Source organism: Pseudoalteromonas sp. MMG022 (assembly GCF_021654245.1).
Taxonomy (GTDB): Bacteria; Pseudomonadota; Gammaproteobacteria; order Enterobacterales; family Alteromonadaceae; genus Pseudoalteromonas; species Pseudoalteromonas amylolytica.
In genome coordinates, this window is sequence record NZ_JAKFZQ010000025.1 from 1 (window position 1) to 21,302 (window position 21,302).

Consider the following 21,302-nt stretch of genomic DNA (forward strand, 5'->3'; position numbering starts at 1 on the left):
TAAGTTTTTCTTGGTAAGAAAGAAGCAAAATTAAGTTTTACTCGACGCTGACTCGTTGTTGCTTTGCTTATTCAGCGTAGCGCTCCGTGTCAGTGGGGTCGCATTATAGGGCGATCCTTTTTTTGATCAAGCTTTTTTTTTAAAAACCAACTCGTTTGCTCACTTTACACCCAAAACCATCAAAAAAGCGATTTTTTGCTTATTTTTAGTGCAATTTCCTACTCTATATCTATTTTTATTATTGCGAAGTTTATTAATCTCGTTAAGATAGCTTCTTTATTTGTTAAATTAATGTATATCCTCTGTTTATTGGTAACTCTATTATGAAATCATCGTCCCAAAAGTCTTTTCTTATTACAGCGGCACTCGCAATTGTAGGGTTTGTCGTGATGCAATTTTTGCTTTCAAGCATCCAGATTAGCGCACCACTATTACTTGCCCTTGGTATTGTTATAGGTGGCTTAGCGGTTATCCTTACAAGCCCTAAACAAGCACAAGACGACACACTAGAAGTAGCAACAAAAACGCTTTATGTTGGTAATTTGCCTTATAAAGCAAATGAAGGCGTTGTCCGCGATCTTTTTGCAGAACAAGGACAAGTTTTTAGCGTCAGACTATTGAAAGATAAAAATACAGGGAAACGACGTGGCTTTGGCTTCGTCGAAATGGCCGAAAAGGATGCTGACCACGCTATTGCTCAGCTGAATGATAAAGAATTTCAACAGCGCACTCTGAAAGTGCGTGCTGCAAAACAAAAGCAATTTGATAACGAAGAAGAAACGACTAACAGTTAAGGTCAATTGCTCTGCAAGTAACACCTTCTTTATTGGTCATTCCACTTGGTGCCGTTGCAAAAAATTGCAGCGGCATTTTTACACCACTACGATTGGATTGTTTACCTTCGAGTAAAAACTGTACTCGCTTAGCAATCGCATGACCCGAGTCAATGAGATCTACGTGGGAGCCATAAAATTTTTCTAGTTGTGTCCTAAGAATTGGGAAATGAGTACACCCCAAGACAATACAATCAACTTCTTTATCTATATTAATGTATTCCAGTTCATGCGTTAATTTGTCGAGATCTAATGTTTGCTGCCAGTAATAATGTTCAGCCAAAGCCACCAGTCTGGTTGATTTATGTAAATCGACTCGACACCCCTTAGCATGTTCAGCAATCAAACTATTTGTATACGCATTATTTGAAGTAGCCGGTGTGGCAAGCAGCGCTATACGTCGGCTCTTACTCTGTGCTGCCGCAGGTTTAATTGCGGGAACCACACCTACAATCGGAATGGATGTCAACTTTCTCGTCGCGGCAAGTGCTTGTGTAGACGCGGTATTGCAAGCGATCACGATAAGATCAACCACGTGTTCAAAATCGTTAATCCTTTTTATCAAACAGGCTAGTCTAGATTGAATCGTTTGTTCTGATTGTAAACCATAAGGAAGCAGTGCATTGTCCATTACATAGCTATATTGGGCAGTGGGAAGTAAAGACTGAATGTGGCTCAGGACACTGGTACCACCTACCCCTGAATCAAAGACCAAAATATGTGGCAAAACACCGCGACCCTTCTAATAAACATGAGTCGCAGTGTGCCATGGTGAACATGAAAAATAAATTAATTATTAGCTGCCTTCATCACTATTTAGCTTGCCAAAGAACCCTTGGATATAATCCATAAACTCATTAAGACGAGCCTGGCCATCGTTTATCCACGCCATAATATCGGGTAACTGCTTTTCAATACCTAACTTCTTACCTTGCTCATGGATATTCTCCAACTGCTTATCCAATGGCTGCAAAGATTTTTCTATCTCTTTTAAAGGATTTGATTGTTGATACTGGCTAATCGCAGCTGATGTTTTTGTTTGACGTAGATCCATAGTGAAGTTAGCTATCTGATCATTGTCTATGTTCAGCTCTTTAGCCTTTTCAAACGCGTCATCATACTCTCCTGCAAAAAAGCTATCACTCACATTGCGAACATCTGCCATCATTTCGTTGATCGCTTGTTGTTCCTCTTGGTTTAACTCACCATTTACCACGATGGCAAAGCTTACTTCGTGCCGAGTTTGTTGGCCAACAGCCAAGCCATGATCGTTACCCTTTTGGCTGTAGCTTGCAGCATTAGTTTGTGAACGTGCATCACTAAATGTAATTTTAACTTCATCACCTTCTGCGGTTGTGAAACTATATTCAGCCTGATTAGACAAACTGGCAAACTGAGCCTCACTCACCTGTACTGACTCAGGCTTGGGATCAAACAAAGACTCTTCAAATTCATCGAGTCCTTTGAAAATGCCTTCTTTGGCTTTCTCTATGCCCTGCTCAATATCATCATTAAAGGCATTAACACCTTTAAGTTCCTCAGTGGCCTCGTCTATTCCCATTTGCACACCTTTACGAGCAGCGCCAAGCATCTCTTTTAAGGTATCATCGTCTTTGCCGTTCACTTTCGCTTTGTTGACCGCTGCCGTTACAAAGTCCAACACATTTTTTGTGATAGCCTCGAAATCAAACAAAGGTTTCTCTTTGTCTTGCTTTTTTTCTATGCCCAAAGCCTGTGCAAGTTTATCGTCAAGTACCATTGCAGCAAGCTTACCCTTGTCACCAGAGTAACTGTCTACGTTAAATTTTGCACTTGGGAGTAACATCCCATGTTTACTCGCTTTATTAATCATTCCAGGATTAAGTAGTTGATGTATTTGTCCAATTTTCATGTTCTGGCTCCAAATATCGCGTTCAGCCGGCTGTTAATACAGCTATTCGTTCCTTGTTATCGGCTAAAACTCACGAAGCTATAGTGTATTTAGTATAAAAAAGAAACAATTTTTATGCGATAAACTGGACAAATCCACAATGCTCCCTAAAATAGCGCGTCTCTATTTTGCAAGGTACTTTCTAATTATGGCTGTCATTCACATCGATACTTCCACTTATACACAGCAACTGAACGAAAAACAGTTGCGCATCAGCGAGCAATTTGCCCGCTTTAACGCACCTAAGCTTGAAGTATATGATTCGCCAAAAACACAGTACCGCCAAAGAGCTGAGTTTAGAGTGTGGCATGAGGGAGAAGACTTATTCCACATTATGTTTGATCAACAAACCAAACAAAAGATCCGCGTTGATACATTTGATCCTGCTGCGCCACTCATTTCAGAAATCATGCAAGTCATGATGGATAAGTTACGCCACAATGAAGTGTTGCGTCGCAAGTTATTCCAAATAGATTACCTTTCTACACTTAGCGGTGAAATCTTAGTAAGCCTGCTTTATCACAAAGCACTTGATGACAACTGGCAAGCCGCTATGGAACAACTGCGCACTGAGCTACAACAGATCTATAAAATAGATTTTATTGGCCGAGCACGTAAGCAGAAAGTAGTTTTTGGCAGTGACTTTGTCACCGAAGTGTTAAACGTCAATGGTAAAGAATATACCTATCAACAAGTAGAGAACAGCTTTACTCAGCCCAATGCTAAGGTCAATGAGAAAATGCTCGCTTGGACACAATCAATTTGTGAACCTTTGCAAAATGATCTATTAGAACTGTATTGCGGCAATGGTAATTTTTCTATCGCCTTAGCAAGTTCGTTTGATAAAGTGCTGGCTACTGAGATATCTAAGTCCTCTGTGCACTCTGCACAATACAATATCGCCGCAAACAATGTAGAGAACCTTGATATCATTCGTATGTCGAGCGAAGAGTTTACACAGGCCATGAAAGGTGAGCGCAGTTTTTCAAGACTCAACGGTATCAACTTAGAAGATTATAACTGTCAGACCATTCTAGTCGATCCGCCTCGTGCAGGTATGGATGAGTTGACCTGTCGCCTAGTAGCAAACTACGACAATATTATCTATATCTCTTGCAACCCAGATACGTTAGAGCGCGACTTGGAGTTGTTATGTGAAACGCACAGCATTTCTCGTATCGCTATTTTCGATCAATTTCCATACACACATCATGTTGAATCTGGTGTATTTTTAAAGCGCAAGTAAGTTAAACAATCAGTAATAAAAAAGCCCCGTAGTAACGAGGCTTTTTTATCTAACCAGAAACTTACTTAGCTGCTAAGTAGTTGATCAATGCACTGATCTGTTCAGGCGACGTGGTATTTGACTCACGAAGTAACAGTTTATATTTACCATTTACGATAAATGTTGGTACGCCTGTCAATGCGCCCTTTTCCTGCATCTGCTCTTGCATACGTGACATCTTCGACGCTTTAGTACGAACAGAGAAGCTCTTGTAAAGCTTATCAAACTTTTCGGCATCAACGCCCTGAGAAACAAAGATGTCTTTCAGATCAGCCACTTCATTAATTTTTCCACGTTTAGTATGGATATGTGTGAACAATGCAGAAATGATCGCGTCTTTTTGTGGTAATACTTCAGCTGTTGCCAAAGCATTTGCCATCATCTTCTGCACTTCTGGATCGCGCGACCCTACAAAGTCCACATGGCTCTTTTTGAACTTAACATCTTCATCTAGCTTAGATTTAAACTGAGCTATTAGCGGTTCAAAGGCATTACATGCAGGACAATAAAATGAAAAATACTCTGTCACTTCTGGTTTTTTAGTCCCTCTCTCTGAGACTACCTCATAGTGTACACCTTCTTCATACTGTGCCGCATTGGCAAGCATTGGTAACATTAAGGCAACTACCGCTGCTTTTACTAACTTCAACATATAATTCTCCAATTCTTATTTTTGTAGCAGATACTGAACTAATTCTTCTAACTCAGCTTGGCTTTTAAGCTCTTTCATATTCACTTTATATTTGTCATTGACAATAAAAGTCGGAACGCCTCTTAATGCACCTAGCTTGCTAAATAACTCTTGTTGGTCCTGCATCTGCTTCTCTTGTGCAATAACCAGCATACTACTCAAACCGTCATCAAACTCTTTTTCACTGATACCATTAAGTGCAAGTAGCTGCTTTACATCTTTAATATCGTGCAAATTCGCTTTTTTAATATGAATGCTTTCAAATATTTGTGCTGCAACCTCTTTCTCTTTGCCCGCTTGCTTTGCAATGATGTATGCGTAGCTCAGGTTGCTTTGTATCTGCGCCGATGCACCGCGTAAAAAGTTTACATGGCTTTTTTCAAACACAGCACCTTCTGGAAGGCTGGCTTCCAGTGATAATGCGACTGGTTCAAATTGGTAACAGTGAGGGCAATAGAAAGAGAAAAACTCTGTAACTTTAGGTGTTTCACTTTTTTTATTTTCTATGGTTTGGTAGTGCTTGCCGTCCGAGAAATCAGCTGCATTTGCAGCAAACGCCAGTAAGGGAAGACACATTATCAATAAAGTTTGTTTTATCGTTTTAAACATGGATATCTCTCAATTTTTTTATGGAATTAATCTAAGCGCAGGTTCATGTAATGTCGCAAACTGTTCTTTTAAAGCCAAAATCTGTTGTTCCCAGTATTTGTCAGTCGCAAACCACGAAAAGTTCCGTGGAAAAGCAGGATCTTGCCACCTTGTTGCCAACCACCCCATATAATGAACCATGCGCATCGCCCGCAACGGCTCAATCAAATTAAGCTGTCGCTGCTCGAACGAATTAAACTCTTCATAACCTGACAACAAAGTATCAAGCTGTATTACCTGCTCCTGCCTATCGCCATTTAACATCATCCATAAGTCTTGGATCATAGGCCCTTGTCGACAGTCATCTAAATCAACAAGCATTAAGCTATCACCGGCCCACAGAATATTGCCAGCATGACAGTCTCCATGCAAACGGATCTGATCAACTTGATAATAATCTTGCTCTGTTTTTTTGATTAGCTGCTCCAAAATAGTCATGAATGCGGTTTCAAGGTGCATAGGAACCATCTGGCTTTCTACTAGCGCGGCTTTAGCATTGTGCAAATAATCTTGACAGTTAACAGTAGGCCGATAGCTGAATGAAGTCGCACCCGCAACACTATGCATACGTCCAATATACCGCCCTAGAACCTCCAATTGATCGAGGTTATCCATTTCGAACTGTCTACCACCAACACTTGGAAACAGCGCGAAACGGTAGCCTTGAAAGTGAAATAGGCTTTCACCGTCTATTTTAATTGGCGCAACAACCGGCACTTCTGCAGCCTCTAGGCTAAATGCAAATTGATGTTCTTCTCGTATTTGCTCATCACTCCAGCGCTCTGGCCGATAAAATTTCACCACATACCGGCGATTGTCTTCAGCTTTAAACTGATACACTCGATTTTCATAACTGTTTAAAGCCAACAATCCTGACTCGGGATATATCGATATACTTTCAACCGCATCCAAAATAAAGTCTGGTGTTAAATTAGCAAAACTGAATTCGCTCATAAATTTTCTCTGTTATAAAAAAAGCGGGAAACCCCGCTTTTAAGTAATAAGCCTTAGTGTACTTAACTATTTGCCTTTAAAAAAGTTTGTGGCTTGCGTCAGCTTTGATTGCGGCTGATCTATCGGGTAGATAGCAAACTCAAATTCTGTTATTGGCTTTTTAAGCTCATAGGGGTCAATAATTAAGGACAGTGGCACATCCAATGCGCGACCGGCCCCAACCGTTACTTGCTGCTTACCTAGATACTCAAAATGCGTTAAACCAAGCACTTCAATATGAAATGTTTGTTCTTTTTGTGCCTTGTTGATAATTTTTAAGGTATAGGTATTTTCAACCAACCCTTCGAAGTTGACCCGATAAAGCTGGTTTCTATCACGAATTATATCCAACTCCATAGGTTTGCGCATGGCAACATTCGCGACCAGAGCACCAGTTAAGACCAGCAAAATACACACATAACCAACCAATTTTCCGCGTATTGGCTTAGTTTTTTCAGCTGATGCTTCAAGGTTGCGCTCCGTGGTATATGAAATAAGACCGCGAGGATAGTTCATTTTGTCCATCACACCATCACAAGCGTCAATACAAGCACCACAATTGATACATTCATACTGCAAACCGTTACGAATATCGATACCTGTGGGGCAGACCTGCACGCACAAGTTGCAATCAATGCAATCACCCAGCTCTAACTCATTACGATCCTGCTTACGCGAGCGAGGGCCACGCTCCTCACCACGTTTAGCATCATAACTGACCGTAAAGGTGTCTTTATCAAACATGGCTGACTGGAATCGTGAATAAGGGCAAATATGCAAACACATGATTTCCCTCATCCACCCTGCGTTACCATACGTACACACAGCAAACACCAAAATACTCACCGTTGCATAGCCACTTGCAGAAAAAGTGAGTAGATCAGGTAACAGCGTTCGGATTGGAGTGAAATACCCTACAAAGGTAATTGCGGTGTACAAAGAAAATAGTATCCAGCTACTATGCTTTGCGGTTTTGCGCCAAAGCTTGTCGAAATCCATTGCACGTTGATCAAGTTTCTTCCGCTGATTTGCTGAGCCTTCAAACTTTTCTTCAAACCAAATAAAGATAAAAGTCCAAACGGTTTGAGGACACGTATATCCGCACCACACTCGACCATAGAAGGTTGTCACCAGAAATAAAGCAAAGGCAGCTATCATTAAAATAAATGCCAGAATCGTTAAGTCTTGCGGCAATAATGTCAGCCCAAAAATATTAAACTTCTGTTCAAACAAGTCAAATAGTACCGCTTGCTGTCCGTTAAAACTCAGCCAAGGCAGCAACATAAATGCAAGCATACCGACGAAACCAATCTGCTTTCGTAACAATTGATGCAGCCCTTGAACAGCACGCACATATATTCGATTTCGGGGGTTAAACCTATCAGGTTGCAACTGTTCAGGTGGTTGAATTTTAACTTCTGTAGGTATGTTTTTGACTTTAATTTGATTGTCCATCGAAGCTCCTTAGGCCGCTATGATCGACAGGTACTTGCTCAAGTAACCTTAACTAGAATAGGGATATTATACGCAAGCTTGCCAGTTGATTGATACCAACAAATGCCACATTTAAGTCATTAAACAACGAGCAATTCAAAACAACGCCAATCTCTGGAGTTGCTTATTACAGCAAAAAACTGCCAGACTTGCTTTTCACTATGCTATTTTATTACACTCCAAGCGACATTATATTTATTGAGATCAAAGTAGCTGCAATTATGAAAAAATTCCTAATTTTTGTAGTGGTTATTGTCGCACTGTGCACAACAGAAATTGAGCTGATTAAACAACCCAGAGAGCAGTTTATTACAAATTTGATCTCAATGCTAAGCAAGTCAACCAAGGTACAACGTCCAACGGCTGCATCGCTCGCCCGTGCAAACATAGATACACAAGTATCACTTAGTGAAGAGCAAGCTGCTCATCTAGACGAAGAATTGGCTAATGACCTAGCTATGAGACAATTTTTTAAACAATATTGTTTAGAAAGAGAGATGAGCCTTTATTTTTTCACGGACAAGCTCGAAAATATCTGCGATATTGTAGAAAATGCGATGAAAAAAACAGGAACTTTGTAATGGATTTTAGTCAACTTAATAAGCAGCGTGCTGCTTCGTTTAACAAACAAAAGCAGCTACTTAAGAAACTGAGTGCAGGGCAAACCATTTGCTGTGAGCAGTGCCAAAAACCACTCAAACTCAACCTTGCTGTTGATGCCGCGCAAAAAGGTCACGTCTGTTGTGATAAGGGTTGCACCTATATCGAACTAGAAATTGCTTAGAAAGCGTCCTCATCATCATACAAGCCGCTGTCCACTGCAACCACTTCTATTAACTGTGCAAAGCCTTTGGCAAACTCACCTGCCAGTTCACTTTGCTGAGTCAAAAACTCCGTTTCATCGCAATTGATTTGTTGGCAGTACTCACTTACCTGAGACTGAGACAGAGAGAAAAAGGCCAGTTGTTCTGTTGCAACTTGCAACGCTTCTTTGAGTTCGTTACTTAGTTTTTCAGCCGTCAAAATAGCCTCAAAGTAAGGCTGTGCCGCTGTTATAAAACCAACACTCCACTGGTGACGTGACTGGTAGTCACTGTGCGCCGTCCATGGTAATTGATAATTACCAGCAAAAACCTGCTCGCTGATCTGATGATGCAAAGCCATAAATGCAAACACTACAGACTCGTCCATGTTGTCATCAGCCGCGCTGATATCATGCAACCATTGCTCAACCTCAACCGCGTTTGGACCACAGATTAATGCAAATAAGTATCCTTTGGTCATCGCCAGCGACATAGCCTCGCTACGCGCAGCCAAATAATCCGCTAGCAATTGTTCATGTTCAACTGTAAAACTAAAATCAAGCATAGTTATCTTTATAAATTAACCGGATAACGACCGTCAGCATCTGGACGACCCAAGAACTTAACCGCATCATGAACTTCTTTGGGTAGTGAGGCATCAGGCTTAATGTTACCCGCTACGCGAAACTGGAAGTTCTCTGCCAATACAGCATCTGCTTGTAACCCTAAACGATTTTCAGGGTCTACTAACACAGAGATATCACCTGACTTGCAGCTCAAGCCTCCGGCTAACTGGCCAATATCAAACCAGCCCGTTATCCCTTCAACGGTAATACCTGGACTGCGGATCTCTCCCACTAAGGATTCACAGTACGGCATACCACTTTGGTACTGGTCGATATCGAGTAGTACGCGTCCCTTAGCGTTCACGGGAAGCGGCAGAGTAACCTGTGACATAGCCTGCTCAACACTAAAACGAATAGACGCATCAGACAGGTTCACTGAATGATCAAATAGCCCTAATGTGAAATCTCCCATGCCTGATATCTCAGTTTTTTCACGCGCATTACCAAAGCGAACATTACCTTGCATATCCCCCATCAGCAAAGCCGGCGCATCAATGCGCCAACGCACGTTGTTCAATTGTAAATTACTGACTCGTACTTCACTCACTTGCCCTTGCCACAAAGTGCCCGACACCGCACCTATCTGTAGACTCGGTGGAATTTGCTTATTTGCTAGCTGTAAGGCAACTGAAGCGGGCATGTTATACAAAGTAAACAGGCTAAAAGCGATGATAAAAATAAGTATTAAGCTAACTGTCTTTTTCATATTAATTCTCTAACAACAAGCGGCTAACGCGTACGTATCCAGGTGAACTATCTTGCGCCAGATCGAGGCTCTCAATTTTTACACCATATTTATTAGTCAACTCGTCCAACCAAGCAACCAACTTATTAAACTCTACTGAATCTATGGTCAATCTAAGTGCTTGGTCACTTGGTTGCATTTTGCTTATATTAATCTGATATTGATTGCGAGTACGGTTTACTAACGCTGATAAGTTGCCAGATTGCATAGGCTTAGCACCGGATGCACTACTTTTTAGTTTACCCACACTACTGCTAACCCAAGCGGCAAGCTCTTGCTGGCGCAATTTGTCACGCTCTGCTTTTTCTACCGCCGCATTAAGTGGTCTGAAAACCCCCATCACTAATACAAATATGGCGAATATGACCGCAGCAACAATCAGTAGTTTCTGTTCTTGCTCCTTAAGCGAGTGCCAGTATTTTAATGCTTGCTGCTTCATGCATCACCTCTTAGTCGGATCTCACCGATCACCACATCACCATCGTTATTTAATGAACCTTGCTGTACACTCAAGCCTCTTTGTTCAAGAATTGCTTTCACTTGGCCGAACACTTGGAACCCATCCGCTCTTGCACGAATGCGAAGTTCGTTACGGCGGCGGTCATAACGTAGCGTCTCTGGTGTAAAGTTTTCGACCTCACTGTATACCGCCACAAGATGGTTGGTCAGCTCCAAAAAGCCACCGTGCTCTGTACCGCTTAGACTGTCCAGTTCACTCTTGATCTGATTTCTTAGAAGGTGTGGGCGAACAACCTTACCTGGGAATGCCTGTTGGTAAGTAGCCACCGCTTGAGCTTTAAAATCATCAGCTTGTTTTTGTAACATGACCAGCTGAGTGCCTTTGACTAGCACAAAGCACCCTACCGCAATGCTTGCTGCCAACAGGCCACTGCGCCAATCTTTCCACCACTGAGGCTGCTTCTTCTTCGCCGCAAAGATACCTTGTCTTAAGTTAAACGACACTTTATCTAGCTGTTTTGCAAACAGCGCCAGTGGTAAATCGTACTCTGCTTGTTTAGCTTCTTTTGGCGCTATCTCTGGTAATGCATCCGCAGGGCTGTAATGAACAATTTTGCTCGGCTGTAACGCATAAAGGTAATCCGCGCCCCAGGTTTTTTCGATGGCACTGATATGCCATTGTCCAAAACGGCACAACCACTGTTGACCTAACTCAATTACCGATAACTCTTTTTCCTGCTGCTCTGGTAGCAACAGCGCATCAGGCAACACTCGAGCAGGTTCAATATCATGTTCATTAAACAAGGCTAACCAATCTTGTAGCCACTGCTTATTACAAATGGCTACTTCAATACTGTGTTGCTCACCTTGTAGCCCCGGTTGGCCAACCGCGATAAATAATTCATCAATATCACAAGCGACCTGCTCTTCGAGCATAAACGGCAAAGCTTGCTCTAGCTTGCGATTCCATTTTGCTGGAAGTAGCACATTCTTTAATTGCACTTGAGATGCGCTCAGTAGCAGCGTCACTTCTCTATTAACTGCCTTTTCAGCTAACTGTGGCAACTGCTCTGCGCTGTCTAATTCTCCACTGGCAATAATTTGCTCATCTGTTGATGAGAAAATCAGCCAATGTATTGGGTTATTATGTGACTGACCCACTCGGATCATTAATTTTTCTGTCACTGTACGCCTCCAAATTTTCGCGCCAGTATGGTTGCTTGACCTTGATTTATTTGAATAATTGAGGTCATTGAAAAGCGTCTTTCATCAAACAATGCTTTTGCGCGTAACTTAAAATAATTACTATCTACGGTAAATAATTCTTCACTGGTTTTATCTACTTTTGCACCTTGGTTTCTCGCCTCAATGAAAAAGTCTTCAACACTATCAAACCCCTTTTCTGGACGAGCGGAAATTACTGCTTGTGCACCAGACTCACTCAGTCCATCCAATAAAGCACTGAGCAACAAGGCTTGATCGGCTATAACTGTATTGACGTTAACCTTAAGCTCGGTATTTCCTGGGATCACACACACATAAGGCTTTATCTTTTCCATCACTAAGGGATTAAAGCCCTTTATCACCCGTAACTCAGACTCTGACGCAAACAGGTTATTAGCACTGAGATAAGGAGTTGTACGCGACATATATTCATCTTCTTCCGCACCTGAACGAAAGGTAATGCTGTCCTCGTCGAGCCAGTCGTACACGCTATCAGCCAGTGCTTCTTCGCTTTCGTCCAGCGGTAAGTCTTCAATATTTGTTAGCAACGACAACAACGCTTTATGCGCGGGATTCGTATCAGTACTTGAAGCCCCTTGTTTTTTGGGCGCTCTTAATGCGTTCAAATTGAGGCAAGCCTGTAAGTCACTCACTTCGCCACTTAAAGTACCATGATCAACAGGGTAAGGGACCTCACTCAGCGCCCAAGGCTGATCAAGGTGGACCTTTTCTGGCTCATCTTTTTTACTCTCAAGCAGTACTTTTTTCACTAACTCTTCAGCGCCGTAGCTATACCACTTGGCTTGCTGGTGAGTTTGAATATTCTGCGCTCTTTGTACTTGTACCATCAAATCGGCTGCCATCTGTGCAGCCAATGTCGCAGCCAGTGCGACAATGAATAGAACGATGATAAGCGCTGCACCACGCTGTTGGCTCATCCTCGCCCTCCCCTATTTCTCTCATTTTGAGTGCTATCTTGCTCTCGTCGTTGGCTTTGCCCCGTTGAGTTACTATTTCGACTGCTCGATGCTTGCTGCTCTTTACCATCTCCCGGCGTTAAAAACAAACGTCTGATTGAGGGCGTATCTTTTAGTTGCAAGGTAACCGCAACAGCCAACGGCAGCGCCTTTTTATTCCACTCTTCTTGCCATTTTTGCTTATCATCAAGAAACTCAAACTTAAGCTCCTCAACATTTTTTATTACCACTTGTGAGCGAGGCTCTGCACCGTCCAGCTCATCAACGTAAATTCGATAAATTCGTTCTAAATTGTCATCAATTACACGATAACCAACCGCTTGTAGCTCTGAACGTGGTAACAAGCTGATTGGATTCGTCCAACCATCTCGTACGAAGGCAATACCATCATATTGACTTTGCAATTCGAAGCGGCCATGCAGCACATAGCTTGGGTTGGTATCGCCCGCCTCATTACGCACTTCGCGCTTGGTCATTTGGCTAAAATCTTGGTCCATCAATCGAAACGTGGTCTGCAAAGATTCCAGCTCTGCAATGGTTTCTTCAGATGCTTCTTTTGCTTTGATGGTTGAATCTAGGATCTGATGTGTTGCCATCACGACAAAAGCCAGTATTCCCAGTGCAACCATTACTTCAAGCAACGTAAAACCACGCTGGCGCATCATGACTTATCCTTGAGCATGAAAGTTGTTAGGTCATACACTGAGTATTTAAGACCTTCATCACTAAAAATCTCTATATTAACTTTCACAAAACTGGGATCCGCAGTTGCCGTTACCTTTTGCTGCCAATACCAGACTCGCTCTGCTAATTCTTCTTCGCCTTTGAGGCCATTTTTACCTTGCCAGTCGCTGCCTCCGGAGCGCATTTCGACCAGTCGGTTCTCTGCAACCCAAGAAGCATATGTTTGCTCCTCAAGTGTTGAGATATGAGTAATGTGCTCCCCCGTCACCTGCATCGCTGCGATTCCGGCCATGGCGCAGATGCTCATTGCCACCATCACTTCCAGTAACGTAAACCCTTTCGCTGCGTTACCCGCTATATTTTTTACCAGCCCAGTTACGCGCATCATTCTTCAGGTTCCTTGCGCAGCTTAACCGGCGCCATAAACTCGCCTTCAATGAAATAAACCGGTTCGCTTTGCTGTGCCAACTCTATTGTCAATTGAAACGCACTTACTTCACCAGAAGATAAAATAAGCACTTGAGGCACTTTGAGTTTTTTCAGTTCCAGTAAACTTTCCTCGTCACTGGTCCCCATTAACTCGCGCCAATTTGATTGCTCTAATAAGTTATCTTGCGCCCACGCTAAATCTTCAATGTTGAGGGCAACTCGGTATTCTTCGCCGAATTCTATTGGTTTGTATAATTCTTCAGCTTCAAACGTTGCCCATTTATCACCATCAAATACCAACATCTCAAGTACATTTTTATCAAGATGAAAACCCAGCTCTACCTGATTCAAAACTGCAAACTCCGATGCCATATTGATCACACCATGCGTTCTGAGTGCTTGTTTTTCCAGCTCTTCCTCGATATCGCCACCAAAGCTATAGGTCACCATTTTGGTAGCAAATGCGATGATCACGATCACCACGAGAATTTCTATTAAGCTAAACCCTCGTGGTTGAACCAAAGCGGTATGTCGACGTGATAAAGACTTCATATAGGTTTAACGCTGTGTCTCGTCGTCCCAGTTACCAATGTCGTCATCGGTACCTACTTCGCCGTCTGGACCCATTGAGAAGATGTCGATTTTACCCATTTCTCCTGGGCTCACTAGTTGGTATGGATTGCCCCATGGATCTTCCGGAAGCTTAGAGATAAAGCCACCATCAGGGAAACGTTTTGGTACTGGGTCAATGGTTGTCTGATTGACCAGTGCTTCTAACCCCTGCTCAGTAGTTGGGAAGGCCTTGTTTTTTAGCTTGTACATATTCATTGCATCTTCTAATTGCTGAATATCTAACTTAGCTTTATCCAAAGCTGCTTCTTCTTGTTGGCCCATAATGTTTGGTGCCACGATAGACATGATCATACCAATGATCACCAGTACTACCATTACTTCTAGTAATGAAAAACCTGCTTGCTTTTTCACGATATTTTCCCTCAAAAGTTAAACTCTGTGCAGCATGAGTGAGACATGCTGAAATGTTTGTTAGGGGCTTATAAGCCCACTGCTTTATTCATCGCCATGATTGGCTGTAATATTGCCATTACAATGAACAACACGATTACCGCCATGCTTGCTATCATAGCGGGTTCCAGTAACTTTAACGATACGTTGACCATGCTTTCAAACTCACGATCTTGGTTATTGGCGGCACGCTCTAGCATTTGTTCCAATTCACCCGATTTTTCACCACTGGCTATCATGTGCAGCATCATAGGTGGAAACAACTTGGTTTGATGCAACGCGGCTCGTAAACTTGCCCCTTCACTGACTCGTGTTGCAGCCTCAGCGACAGCGGCTTTGATTTTTTCATTCTCAAGCACCTGCCCTGAGATTTTCATCCCTTCAAGTAATGGCACTGAACTGGAGGATAGGATACTCAATGTGCGCGCAAACCTCGCAGTATTAATGCCTCGGCTGACTTTACCAATGCCAGGTAGCATCAACATTTTGCTATCAAACCAAAAACGGAATTTCGGTTGCGTTAACGCACGTTTGAACAGCACCATACTGCTGGTTAACACCACTAAGGTGATCAACCAATAGTCCTGCACAAAATTACTCGCAGCCATCACCCACTCTGTGGTCCATGGCAAAACCTGCTTTGATTTCTCAAATGTTTTCAATATCTTTGGCACAACCGTGCCGAGCAAAACCGATACGATTGCAATCGCAAAAATTACCAAAATGGTGGGATAAACCATCGCCTGCGTAATTTGGCTACGCATATGCTGGCGCTGCTCGGTGTAATCGGCAAGTCGGTTCAGTACCTCATCAAGGTGTCCAGACTTTTCACCCGCCGCCACCATTGAGCGATACAAGTTATCGAAAACATGTGGAAACTCAGACATACCGTCGGCTAGGGTATAACCTTCTACAACCTTTGAGCGCACCGACATCAGCATTCGCTTCAGTCTTGGCTTTTCGCACTGCTCCGCAACGGCCATCACTGCCGCTTCTACAGGTAAAGAAGACTGGATCAAAGTCGCCAATTGACGTGTGATCAAAGCAAGATCTGCCACCGACGGCTTGTAGCCTTGAAACAACTTAAAGCCCCCACCACTTTGCTGCTTGTCTTTTTCAGCAGCAGGCGAGACTTCCAGCGGCATCATCGCCTTTTCACGCAGCATTTGCCTGACTTGCTTGGCGGTATCAGCTTCTAAAATCCCTGATTTTTCTTTGCCTTTTCCATCTAAGGCTCGATACTCAAACGCCGCCATAACTAACCTTCCTCACGTGTTACACGCAATACTTCTTCCAAGGTAGTTTGACCTTTGAGTACCCTTGCAATACCGTCTTGGCGAATGCTTGGGCTGTTTTTGCGAATGTACTTTTCTACTGCCTGTTCACCTTTACCGTTGTGAATAAGCTCACGAATGGTTTCATCCACCACCAGTAGTTCATGAATACCTGTACGGCCTTTATAACCATTAAAGTTACACTCTTCACAACCTACCGCGCGATAAATCATGACCGGTTCGTCTTGCGATACGCCAAGCAACTCGCACTCACGTGCATCAGCCTGATGTGCTTCTTTACAGCTTGGGCATAATGTTCTCACTAAGCGCTGTGATAACACACCCAATAGTGATGATGACAATAAGAATGGCTCAACACCCATGTCTTCCATCCGCGTAATGGCACCCGCTGCCGTGTTGGTATGCAGGGTAGACATTACCAAGTGACCAGTTAGTGATGCTTGTACCGCAATTTGTCCGGTTTCTAAATCTCGGATCTCACCGACCATCACCACATCCGGATCCTGACGTAAAATCGCACGTAAACCTCGTGCAAATGTCATGTCGACCTTAGTGTTTACCTGAGTTTGACCGATACCTGGGATCTCATATTCAATCGGGTCTTCAACCGTCAAAATGTTGCGATCTTTTGAGTTGATCTGGCTCATGCCCGCGTACAAGGTGGTACTTTTACCTGAACCTGTTGGACCTGTCACAAGAATAATACCATGAGGCTTGTTGATGATGTCTGCGAACAACTCACGGTTGCGCTCCGTCATACCTAAGTCTTCTAGGTTTAGACGAGCATTGTTTTTATCAAGTAGACGCAGCACCACACGCTCACCAAAGCTTGAAGGCATGGTTGATACACGCACATCAACCGCACGTCCCGCAATACGTAGGCTAATACGGCCATCTTGCGGAATACGCTTTTCCGCGATATCCAGTTTTGCCATAACCTTGATACGAGAGACCAATAGTGATGCCAGTTTTCGATTTGGTTTGAGAACTTCTTTTAGCACACCATCAACACGGAAACGGATCACCAAAGATTGCTCAAAGGTCTCAATGTGAATATCCGACGCCCCTTCTTTGATGGCTTCGCTGAGCATGGCGTTGATCAGCTTAATAATTGGCGCATCGTCATCCGCCGCCAACAAGTCTTCGGTTTGGGGCAACTCTTCAGCAAGCGAGAATAAATCTACCTCGTTGCCGATGTCTTCCATCATCTGTTGGGTTTCAGAGCTATCTCTTTGATATGACGCCTCAAGTAATAACTCAAACTTATCGTCATCTAGTTGCTCTAAAGTAAATGCTTCGCCCGCAACGCGTCGCACCTCAAGTAAGGTGGCCACATTCAGTTCACCGCGATAGTAAACAACCAGACCATCCGGTTGTTTACTCAATAGCATTCCTTCTCGACGTGCATACGCAAATGGCAGTCGCAGAGGCGAGTGCGCCACATGCTCAGAGTGCTCTAGCACGTCCGCTGGCATTTCTTGTGTAGATAACTCACTAACAGGCACTTCAGTAACTGCCTCTACCTTGCTATCAGTCATCATTGCTACGCTCATTATTATTTTGCTTGTCTAGGTACTCTTCGTAAGTAGGTGGCAATACCAGCTCATCATTCCACTCAGGTAGCACAGGTGTTTGCTCAAATGGCATAAGCTCGATGCCATCCTCTTGCTGGATCTGCTGCTCAGTACGAATAAAGTTGTACTTAGAGTGGCTTAGCTTGTTCATACTGCGGCTATCACGAATGATAGTCGGACGAATGAACACCAATAAGTTACGCTTACGTTTGGTGGTACCCGTTGATTTGAACAAGTGACCTAATACTGGAATATCACCAAGTAGTGGTACCTTAGAAACACTTTCTTGTACGTCTTCATCAATCAAACCACCTAAAATTACCATGCCGCCATCGTCGGCAATTACCGTGGTATTAATCGCACGTTTGTTTACTGCAATATCCACCGCCGTGGCACCACTGACGCTTGACACTTCTTGTTCAATGGTAAGCTGTACCGCCGAACCATCGTTAATTTGTGGCGTGACTTTTAATTTAATACCCACTTCTTGACGGTCTACCGTTTGGAATGGGTTAGAGTTGTTATCACCTGAAGTAGAGCCAGTGATCACCGGTACTTCCTGACCGACAATCATAGACGCTTCTTCATTGTCCATGGTGGTTACAGAAGGCGTAGCAAGAATGTTTGATTTGGTATCACTAGAGATGGCTTGAACAATCGCGCCCCAGTCGTTTTTGATAATCCCCATGGCCAAACCATTTACGCCGCCGAGTAACTGGCCGAGAGGCCCTAGGTCACCTTCAACAGTTTCAGTATATGCCGTTGCCTTGCCACTTTCTTGACCAATGACATTTTTAGTAATTTCTTTGTCTCTCGCCTGCTCCGCAGCAACCGCCAATGAGCCAATAGGTACAGCACTGCCGTTGTTAAACTGCAACATGCCACCCTTTTCTGAGATCCATTGCAAACCAAAGTTAATACCATCGCTTTCCAGTACTTCCACCACGATGGCCTCAACCAATACCTGTGCACGACGAATATCAAGCTGTTCAATGACCTGTGATAGCGAACGCATGGTGTCAGGCTGGGCGGTAATCACTAATGAGTTTGAATCTTGATGCGCTTCGATGCTGGTTTCATTTTTATTGGTGCTTCTGCGGGTATTATTGGCGCCACCCTGTGCATCTTCTTGTAGGGTTTTGCTCACACCTTGTAGAACTTTTACCAAATCTTCTGCTTTGGCGTAATTAAGGTAGAAGACCTTGGTGTTACCTTGGTTTTCCAACTCATTATCAAGGCGTTTGATTAAATCTGTTGCACGACTACGCGCCTGAGACTCACCACTGACGATGACACTGTTGGTACGGCTATCAGCCACCACTTTGGGGATCAAAAAGTCAGGAATAGCCCCCTTGCCGCTATCTTTATAGATATTTTCAACAACCGATACCACGTCATCGGCGGTCGCATGGTTAAGTTTTACGATATCAACACGCTTATCGCCGGCTTGGTCAACCGACTTGATGATATCGACTAAGCGGTTTACTGACGCTGCGTGCCCCGTCAACATCATCACGTTTGCTGAGTTTAAGTTAGTAACATGACCACCGTCTTTTTGGTCACTGAATTGGCGAATAAGCGGACCAAGTTCTTGTACGCTTACATTCTTAACGCGTACCACTCGGGTGATCATCACATCTCCGTTGCCCATTTCTTCGCCTTCAACCAGCGGTACGTTACCTTTTTTGCCGTCAGAGCTACGTACAACCTTAAGCACGCCACTTTGCATCTCAGTAACCGAGTAGCCATAGACTTCAAGAACGTTTAAAAAGAACTGGTAATACAGCGACTCATCCATCAACTCGTAACTACGCACATTAATGTTGCCACGCACGTTCGGGTCAATAATGATGGTTTTATTCAAGTTCTTGCCAACGATATTAATAAACTCGTTAATATCGGTTCCTTTGAAGTTGGCAGCATACTCAACAGCAGATACAGAAAGCGACAATCCAGCTGCTAACATCAGAGCCGCATATCTAGCTAACCCTTTTTTGATTTTTGTGAGGTGTAGCTTTTTACCCATTATTTTTAAACTCCAAATTTACTATTGTTACAGGCTAAATTGTACGCTCATGACTTGGCCATCACGCTCTATGGTAATGGTTGCATCTGTGCTGTTTCTTAGCTCATTCATGGCTGACATAGCCTGTTTCATATCCGTGAGTTGATAGCCATTGATAGCAACAGCTAAATCATTATTTTTTAGACCCATTTTGCTGAACAAGGCAGGGTCTTTGCCAGGGCTCAAGCGGTAGCCTAATAACTGGCCTGCGCTGCGATGTGGCGTGATGCGAATATAATCGAGTAGTTTGCCTGGGTCTTTCAACAGCTCATCTTTTTTCTGTTCTAGTTCACTTGGAACCTCACGACGAACTAATTGAGAACCGCCACTTCGAGATGGACGCTCCTGCGCTGAAGATTTAGGCGCCACAGGCATCGCTACATTCGTGGAGTATTCAAGCCCATCGAGCATGAGCGTTTCAAAACGGCCACTCACATCTAGAATAACGCGATCCGGTAGCACTTGGGCCAATTTAGCACGCGTGCCTTCAATCGCTTCTTGAACTTCGTAAGTGGTTTGTCGACCTTGAGATTCAATAATGGCAAGGCCTGCTCTGTCATTTAAACTCACTGCGACTATCCCCGTTAAACGCACATTGAGTGCAGTTTGAGGCGCATCAGAAACAATAGCTTTGGGTTGTTCTTTAGGCTTACTACCAGCATCACCAAATAAGTTTTGTTGAATGATTGATTGGCTATTCACAGCTGAACTGGTTGAGGCATAAACCGAAGACATTGAAGGTAATGGCTGCGTGACAGGCTGAGGCCAAACCAACCAAAAAAGCTGAGACATTAAATAAGCGATATAAACAACAGCTAAATAAACCACTAAACGACTGAGTTTTGCATGGGGTAGCCCAAGCAATACTTTTTGTAACTGTTGTATTTGTAATTCCATATCCGTCTTTTCTTATTCTATTGAGCGTCCCAGTGTACCTTTTCAGTGTAAATTCAACAAGCGCACTAATATGACAGTTTGTCTGCACTGAGTGGTCAGCGGGCATCCCTTTGAACACAATACATCGCGAGAGTTCCACGACCTTTTTTTGAACATTGAAATATGCTAAATTTGTCGCATTATTCCACATTCTTTATGGTTAATAAATTGTGACTAAAAAAACCCTTGAACAACCACAGCAAAATGGTGCCGTCAGGCTAGACAAATGGCTATGGGCTGCACGATTTTACAAGACTCGAGCGATCGCTCGAGAAATGGTCCAAGGGGGTAAAGTACACTATAACGGGCAACGCTGTAAACCCAGTAAGTTAGTTGAACTTGGTGCCACCATTAAGCTAGCACAAGGGTTTGATGAAAAAGAAGTGACTGTTTTGGTGTTACTCGACAAACGTCAAGCAGCGCCAATTGCCCAGCAATCTTACCGAGAATCGGAACAAAGTATTGAAAAACGCGAACAAAACGCAATAGCGCGCAAGAACAACAGCTTTTTTGCACCACATCCTGTTAACAAACCGGACAAAAAGCAAAGACGCGAATTACTCAAATTGAAATCAAGCTAGGATTTAA

At 43.3% G+C, this 21,302-nt stretch carries 24 protein-coding genes; 5 read left to right on the forward strand and 19 right to left on the reverse strand.

The genetic code is table 11. The features are described from left to right. Positions 1-323: 323 nt before the first annotated feature. Positions 324-794, forward strand: a complete 471-nt coding sequence (locus L1070_RS17725; protein ID WP_070987969.1) for an RNA-binding protein — start codon at positions 324-326, stop codon at positions 792-794. Here the strand turns inward: L1070_RS17725 and murI are convergent. Both murI and L1070_RS17735 read right to left on the reverse strand, forming a co-directional pair. Next, positions 784-1,560, reverse strand: a complete 777-nt coding sequence (gene murI / locus L1070_RS17730; protein WP_237126566.1) for a glutamate racemase — start codon at positions 1,558-1,560, stop codon at positions 784-786. The two genes, L1070_RS17725 and murI, sit on opposite strands and share 11 nt — an antisense overlap. A gap of 69 nt (positions 1,561-1,629) precedes the next feature. Then, on the reverse strand, positions 1,630-2,724 hold the full coding sequence (locus L1070_RS17735) for a DUF5610 domain-containing protein (RefSeq protein ID WP_070987965.1): 1,095 nt from the start codon (positions 2,722-2,724) through the stop codon (positions 1,630-1,632). 187 nt (positions 2,725-2,911) lie between these two features. Between L1070_RS17735 and trmA the strand changes: the two genes are divergently transcribed. Then, positions 2,912-4,009, forward strand: coding sequence for a tRNA (uridine(54)-C5)-methyltransferase TrmA (trmA, locus tag L1070_RS17740; protein WP_237126567.1), 1,098 nt, complete (start codon positions 2,912-2,914; stop codon positions 4,007-4,009). A gap of 61 nt (positions 4,010-4,070) precedes the next feature. Here the strand turns inward: trmA and L1070_RS17745 are convergent, their stop codons facing one another. The 4 genes from L1070_RS17745 to ccoG form a co-directional block, all read right to left on the reverse strand. Beyond that, positions 4,071-4,700, reverse strand: coding sequence for a thiol:disulfide interchange protein DsbA/DsbL (locus L1070_RS17745; protein ID WP_070987961.1), 630 nt, complete (start codon positions 4,698-4,700; stop codon positions 4,071-4,073). Between the two features lie 15 nt (positions 4,701-4,715). Next, positions 4,716-5,348, reverse strand: coding sequence for a thiol:disulfide interchange protein DsbA/DsbL (locus L1070_RS17750; protein WP_070987959.1), 633 nt, complete (start codon positions 5,346-5,348; stop codon positions 4,716-4,718). Positions 5,349-5,366: 18 nt separating this feature from the next. Next, the gene (locus L1070_RS17755) at positions 5,367-6,341 is read right to left on the reverse strand and encodes a serine/threonine protein kinase (RefSeq protein ID WP_070987957.1); all 975 of its coding nucleotides are present in this window, start codon (positions 6,339-6,341) and stop codon (positions 5,367-5,369) included. Positions 6,342-6,407: 66 nt separating this feature from the next. Beyond that, a complete protein-coding gene (gene ccoG, locus L1070_RS17760) occupies positions 6,408-7,835 on the reverse strand; it encodes a cytochrome c oxidase accessory protein CcoG (RefSeq protein ID WP_237126568.1) in 1,428 nt (475 codons plus the stop codon). Positions 7,836-8,095: 260 nt separating this feature from the next. Between ccoG and L1070_RS17765 the strand changes: the two genes are divergently transcribed. Together L1070_RS17765 and L1070_RS17770 are read left to right on the forward strand one after the other, a co-directional pair. After that, a complete protein-coding gene (locus tag L1070_RS17765) occupies positions 8,096-8,455 on the forward strand; it encodes a hypothetical protein (RefSeq protein WP_237126569.1) in 360 nt (119 codons plus the stop codon). Next, positions 8,455-8,658 (forward strand): hypothetical protein, encoded by a 204-nt coding sequence (locus tag L1070_RS17770; protein WP_070987953.1) that lies wholly within the window; start codon positions 8,455-8,457, stop codon positions 8,656-8,658. Before L1070_RS17765 ends, L1070_RS17770 begins: the two co-directional genes overlap by 1 nt. Here the strand turns inward: L1070_RS17770 and L1070_RS17775 are convergent. From L1070_RS17775 to gspC, 13 genes are all read right to left on the reverse strand, one after another. Continuing rightward, entirely contained in the window at positions 8,655-9,242 is a 588-nt protein-coding gene (locus L1070_RS17775; RefSeq protein WP_237126570.1) for a UPF0149 family protein, read from the reverse strand. The genes L1070_RS17770 and L1070_RS17775 overlap by 4 nt on opposite strands. A gap of 8 nt (positions 9,243-9,250) precedes the next feature. Next, positions 9,251-10,009 carry a type II secretion system protein N gene (locus L1070_RS17780; RefSeq protein ID WP_237126571.1) on the reverse strand — a complete coding sequence of 253 codons (759 nt, stop codon included), beginning with the start codon at positions 10,007-10,009 and terminating at the stop codon, positions 9,251-9,253. A gap of 1 nt (position 10,010) precedes the next feature. After that, entirely contained in the window at positions 10,011-10,487 is a 477-nt protein-coding gene (locus L1070_RS17785; RefSeq protein ID WP_237126572.1) for a type II secretion system protein M, read from the reverse strand. Continuing rightward, complete coding sequence (gene gspL, locus L1070_RS17790; RefSeq protein ID WP_237126573.1) at positions 10,484-11,692, reverse strand: type II secretion system protein GspL; 1,209 nt, start codon at positions 11,690-11,692, stop codon at positions 10,484-10,486. The genes L1070_RS17785 and gspL overlap by 4 nt, the downstream gene beginning before the upstream one ends. Beyond that, positions 11,689-12,669, reverse strand: coding sequence for a type II secretion system minor pseudopilin GspK (gene gspK / locus L1070_RS17795; RefSeq protein ID WP_237126574.1), 981 nt, complete (start codon positions 12,667-12,669; stop codon positions 11,689-11,691). The genes gspL and gspK overlap by 4 nt, the downstream gene beginning before the upstream one ends. Further along, complete coding sequence (gspJ, locus tag L1070_RS17800) at positions 12,666-13,370, reverse strand: type II secretion system minor pseudopilin GspJ (RefSeq protein WP_237126604.1); 705 nt, start codon at positions 13,368-13,370, stop codon at positions 12,666-12,668. Before gspJ ends, gspK begins: the two co-directional genes overlap by 4 nt. Further along, entirely contained in the window at positions 13,370-13,777 is a 408-nt protein-coding gene (gene gspI, locus L1070_RS17805) for a type II secretion system minor pseudopilin GspI (protein WP_096348972.1), read from the reverse strand. The genes gspJ and gspI overlap by 1 nt, the downstream gene beginning before the upstream one ends. Continuing rightward, positions 13,777-14,373 carry a prepilin-type N-terminal cleavage/methylation domain-containing protein gene (locus tag L1070_RS17810; RefSeq protein ID WP_237126575.1) on the reverse strand — a complete coding sequence of 199 codons (597 nt, stop codon included), beginning with the start codon at positions 14,371-14,373 and terminating at the stop codon, positions 13,777-13,779. Before L1070_RS17810 ends, gspI begins: the two co-directional genes overlap by 1 nt. A gap of 6 nt (positions 14,374-14,379) precedes the next feature. Next, positions 14,380-14,805 carry a type II secretion system major pseudopilin GspG gene (gene gspG / locus L1070_RS17815; protein ID WP_070987940.1) on the reverse strand — a complete coding sequence of 142 codons (426 nt, stop codon included), beginning with the start codon at positions 14,803-14,805 and terminating at the stop codon, positions 14,380-14,382. Between the two features lie 68 nt (positions 14,806-14,873). Then, on the reverse strand, positions 14,874-16,100 hold the full coding sequence (gene gspF, locus L1070_RS17820; protein WP_070987938.1) for a type II secretion system inner membrane protein GspF: 1,227 nt from the start codon (positions 16,098-16,100) through the stop codon (positions 14,874-14,876). Between the two features lie 2 nt (positions 16,101-16,102). Continuing rightward, entirely contained in the window at positions 16,103-17,614 is a 1,512-nt protein-coding gene (gene gspE / locus L1070_RS17825) for a type II secretion system ATPase GspE (protein WP_237126605.1), read from the reverse strand. 55 nt (positions 17,615-17,669) lie between these two features. Next, entirely contained in the window at positions 17,670-19,739 is a 2,070-nt protein-coding gene (gspD, locus tag L1070_RS17830; RefSeq protein ID WP_237126576.1) for a type II secretion system secretin GspD, read from the reverse strand. Positions 19,740-19,766: 27 nt separating this feature from the next. Then, positions 19,767-20,675: a type II secretion system protein GspC gene (gene gspC / locus L1070_RS17835; RefSeq protein WP_237126577.1), complete on the reverse strand. Its 909-nt coding sequence runs from the start codon at positions 20,673-20,675 to the stop codon at positions 19,767-19,769. Between the two features lie 209 nt (positions 20,676-20,884). Here gspC and hslR point away from each other — a divergent pair, with 209 nt between their 5' ends. Continuing rightward, on the forward strand, positions 20,885-21,295 hold the full coding sequence (gene hslR, locus L1070_RS17840) for a ribosome-associated heat shock protein Hsp15 (RefSeq protein ID WP_237126578.1): 411 nt from the start codon (positions 20,885-20,887) through the stop codon (positions 21,293-21,295). The last annotated feature ends 7 nt before the right edge of the window (positions 21,296-21,302 follow it).

Excerpts from the sequence above, each read along its gene's own strand:
- L1070_RS17785 (WP_237126572.1), bottom strand. The coding sequence starts at position 10,487 with ATGAAGCAGCAAGCATTAAAATACTGGCACTCGCTTAAGGAGCAAGAA.
- gspE (WP_237126605.1), bottom strand. The coding sequence starts at position 17,614 with ATGCCAGCGGACGTGCTAGAGCACTCTGAGCATGTGGCGCACTCGCCT.
- gspJ (WP_237126604.1), bottom strand. The coding sequence starts at position 13,370 with ATGCGCCAGCGTGGTTTTACGTTGCTTGAAGTAATGGTTGCACTGGGA.
- gspI (WP_096348972.1), bottom strand. The coding sequence starts at position 13,777 with ATGCGCGTAACTGGGCTGGTAAAAAATATAGCGGGTAACGCAGCGAAA.
- L1070_RS17735 (WP_070987965.1), bottom strand. The coding sequence starts at position 2,724 with ATGAAAATTGGACAAATACATCAACTACTTAATCCTGGAATGATTAAT.
- ccoG (WP_237126568.1), bottom strand. The coding sequence starts at position 7,835 with ATGGACAATCAAATTAAAGTCAAAAACATACCTACAGAAGTTAAAATT.
- L1070_RS17765 (WP_237126569.1), top strand. The coding sequence starts at position 8,096 with ATGAAAAAATTCCTAATTTTTGTAGTGGTTATTGTCGCACTGTGCACA.
- L1070_RS17775 (WP_237126570.1), bottom strand. The coding sequence starts at position 9,242 with ATGCTTGATTTTAGTTTTACAGTTGAACATGAACAATTGCTAGCGGAT.
- trmA (WP_237126567.1), top strand. The coding sequence starts at position 2,912 with ATGGCTGTCATTCACATCGATACTTCCACTTATACACAGCAACTGAAC.
- L1070_RS17770 (WP_070987953.1), top strand. The coding sequence starts at position 8,455 with ATGGATTTTAGTCAACTTAATAAGCAGCGTGCTGCTTCGTTTAACAAA.
- L1070_RS17725 (WP_070987969.1), top strand. The coding sequence starts at position 324 with ATGAAATCATCGTCCCAAAAGTCTTTTCTTATTACAGCGGCACTCGCA.
- gspK (WP_237126574.1), bottom strand. The coding sequence starts at position 12,669 with ATGAGCCAACAGCGTGGTGCAGCGCTTATCATCGTTCTATTCATTGTC.
- gspF (WP_070987938.1), bottom strand. The coding sequence starts at position 16,100 with ATGGCGGCGTTTGAGTATCGAGCCTTAGATGGAAAAGGCAAAGAAAAA.
- L1070_RS17745 (WP_070987961.1), bottom strand. The coding sequence starts at position 4,700 with ATGTTGAAGTTAGTAAAAGCAGCGGTAGTTGCCTTAATGTTACCAATG.
- L1070_RS17750 (WP_070987959.1), bottom strand. The coding sequence starts at position 5,348 with ATGTTTAAAACGATAAAACAAACTTTATTGATAATGTGTCTTCCCTTA.
- L1070_RS17780 (WP_237126571.1), bottom strand. The coding sequence starts at position 10,009 with ATGAAAAAGACAGTTAGCTTAATACTTATTTTTATCATCGCTTTTAGC.
- L1070_RS17810 (WP_237126575.1), bottom strand. The coding sequence starts at position 14,373 with ATGAAGTCTTTATCACGTCGACATACCGCTTTGGTTCAACCACGAGGG.
- gspC (WP_237126577.1), bottom strand. The coding sequence starts at position 20,675 with ATGGAATTACAAATACAACAGTTACAAAAAGTATTGCTTGGGCTACCC.
- gspD (WP_237126576.1), bottom strand. The coding sequence starts at position 19,739 with ATGGGTAAAAAGCTACACCTCACAAAAATCAAAAAAGGGTTAGCTAGA.
- L1070_RS17755 (WP_070987957.1), bottom strand. The coding sequence starts at position 6,341 with ATGAGCGAATTCAGTTTTGCTAATTTAACACCAGACTTTATTTTGGAT.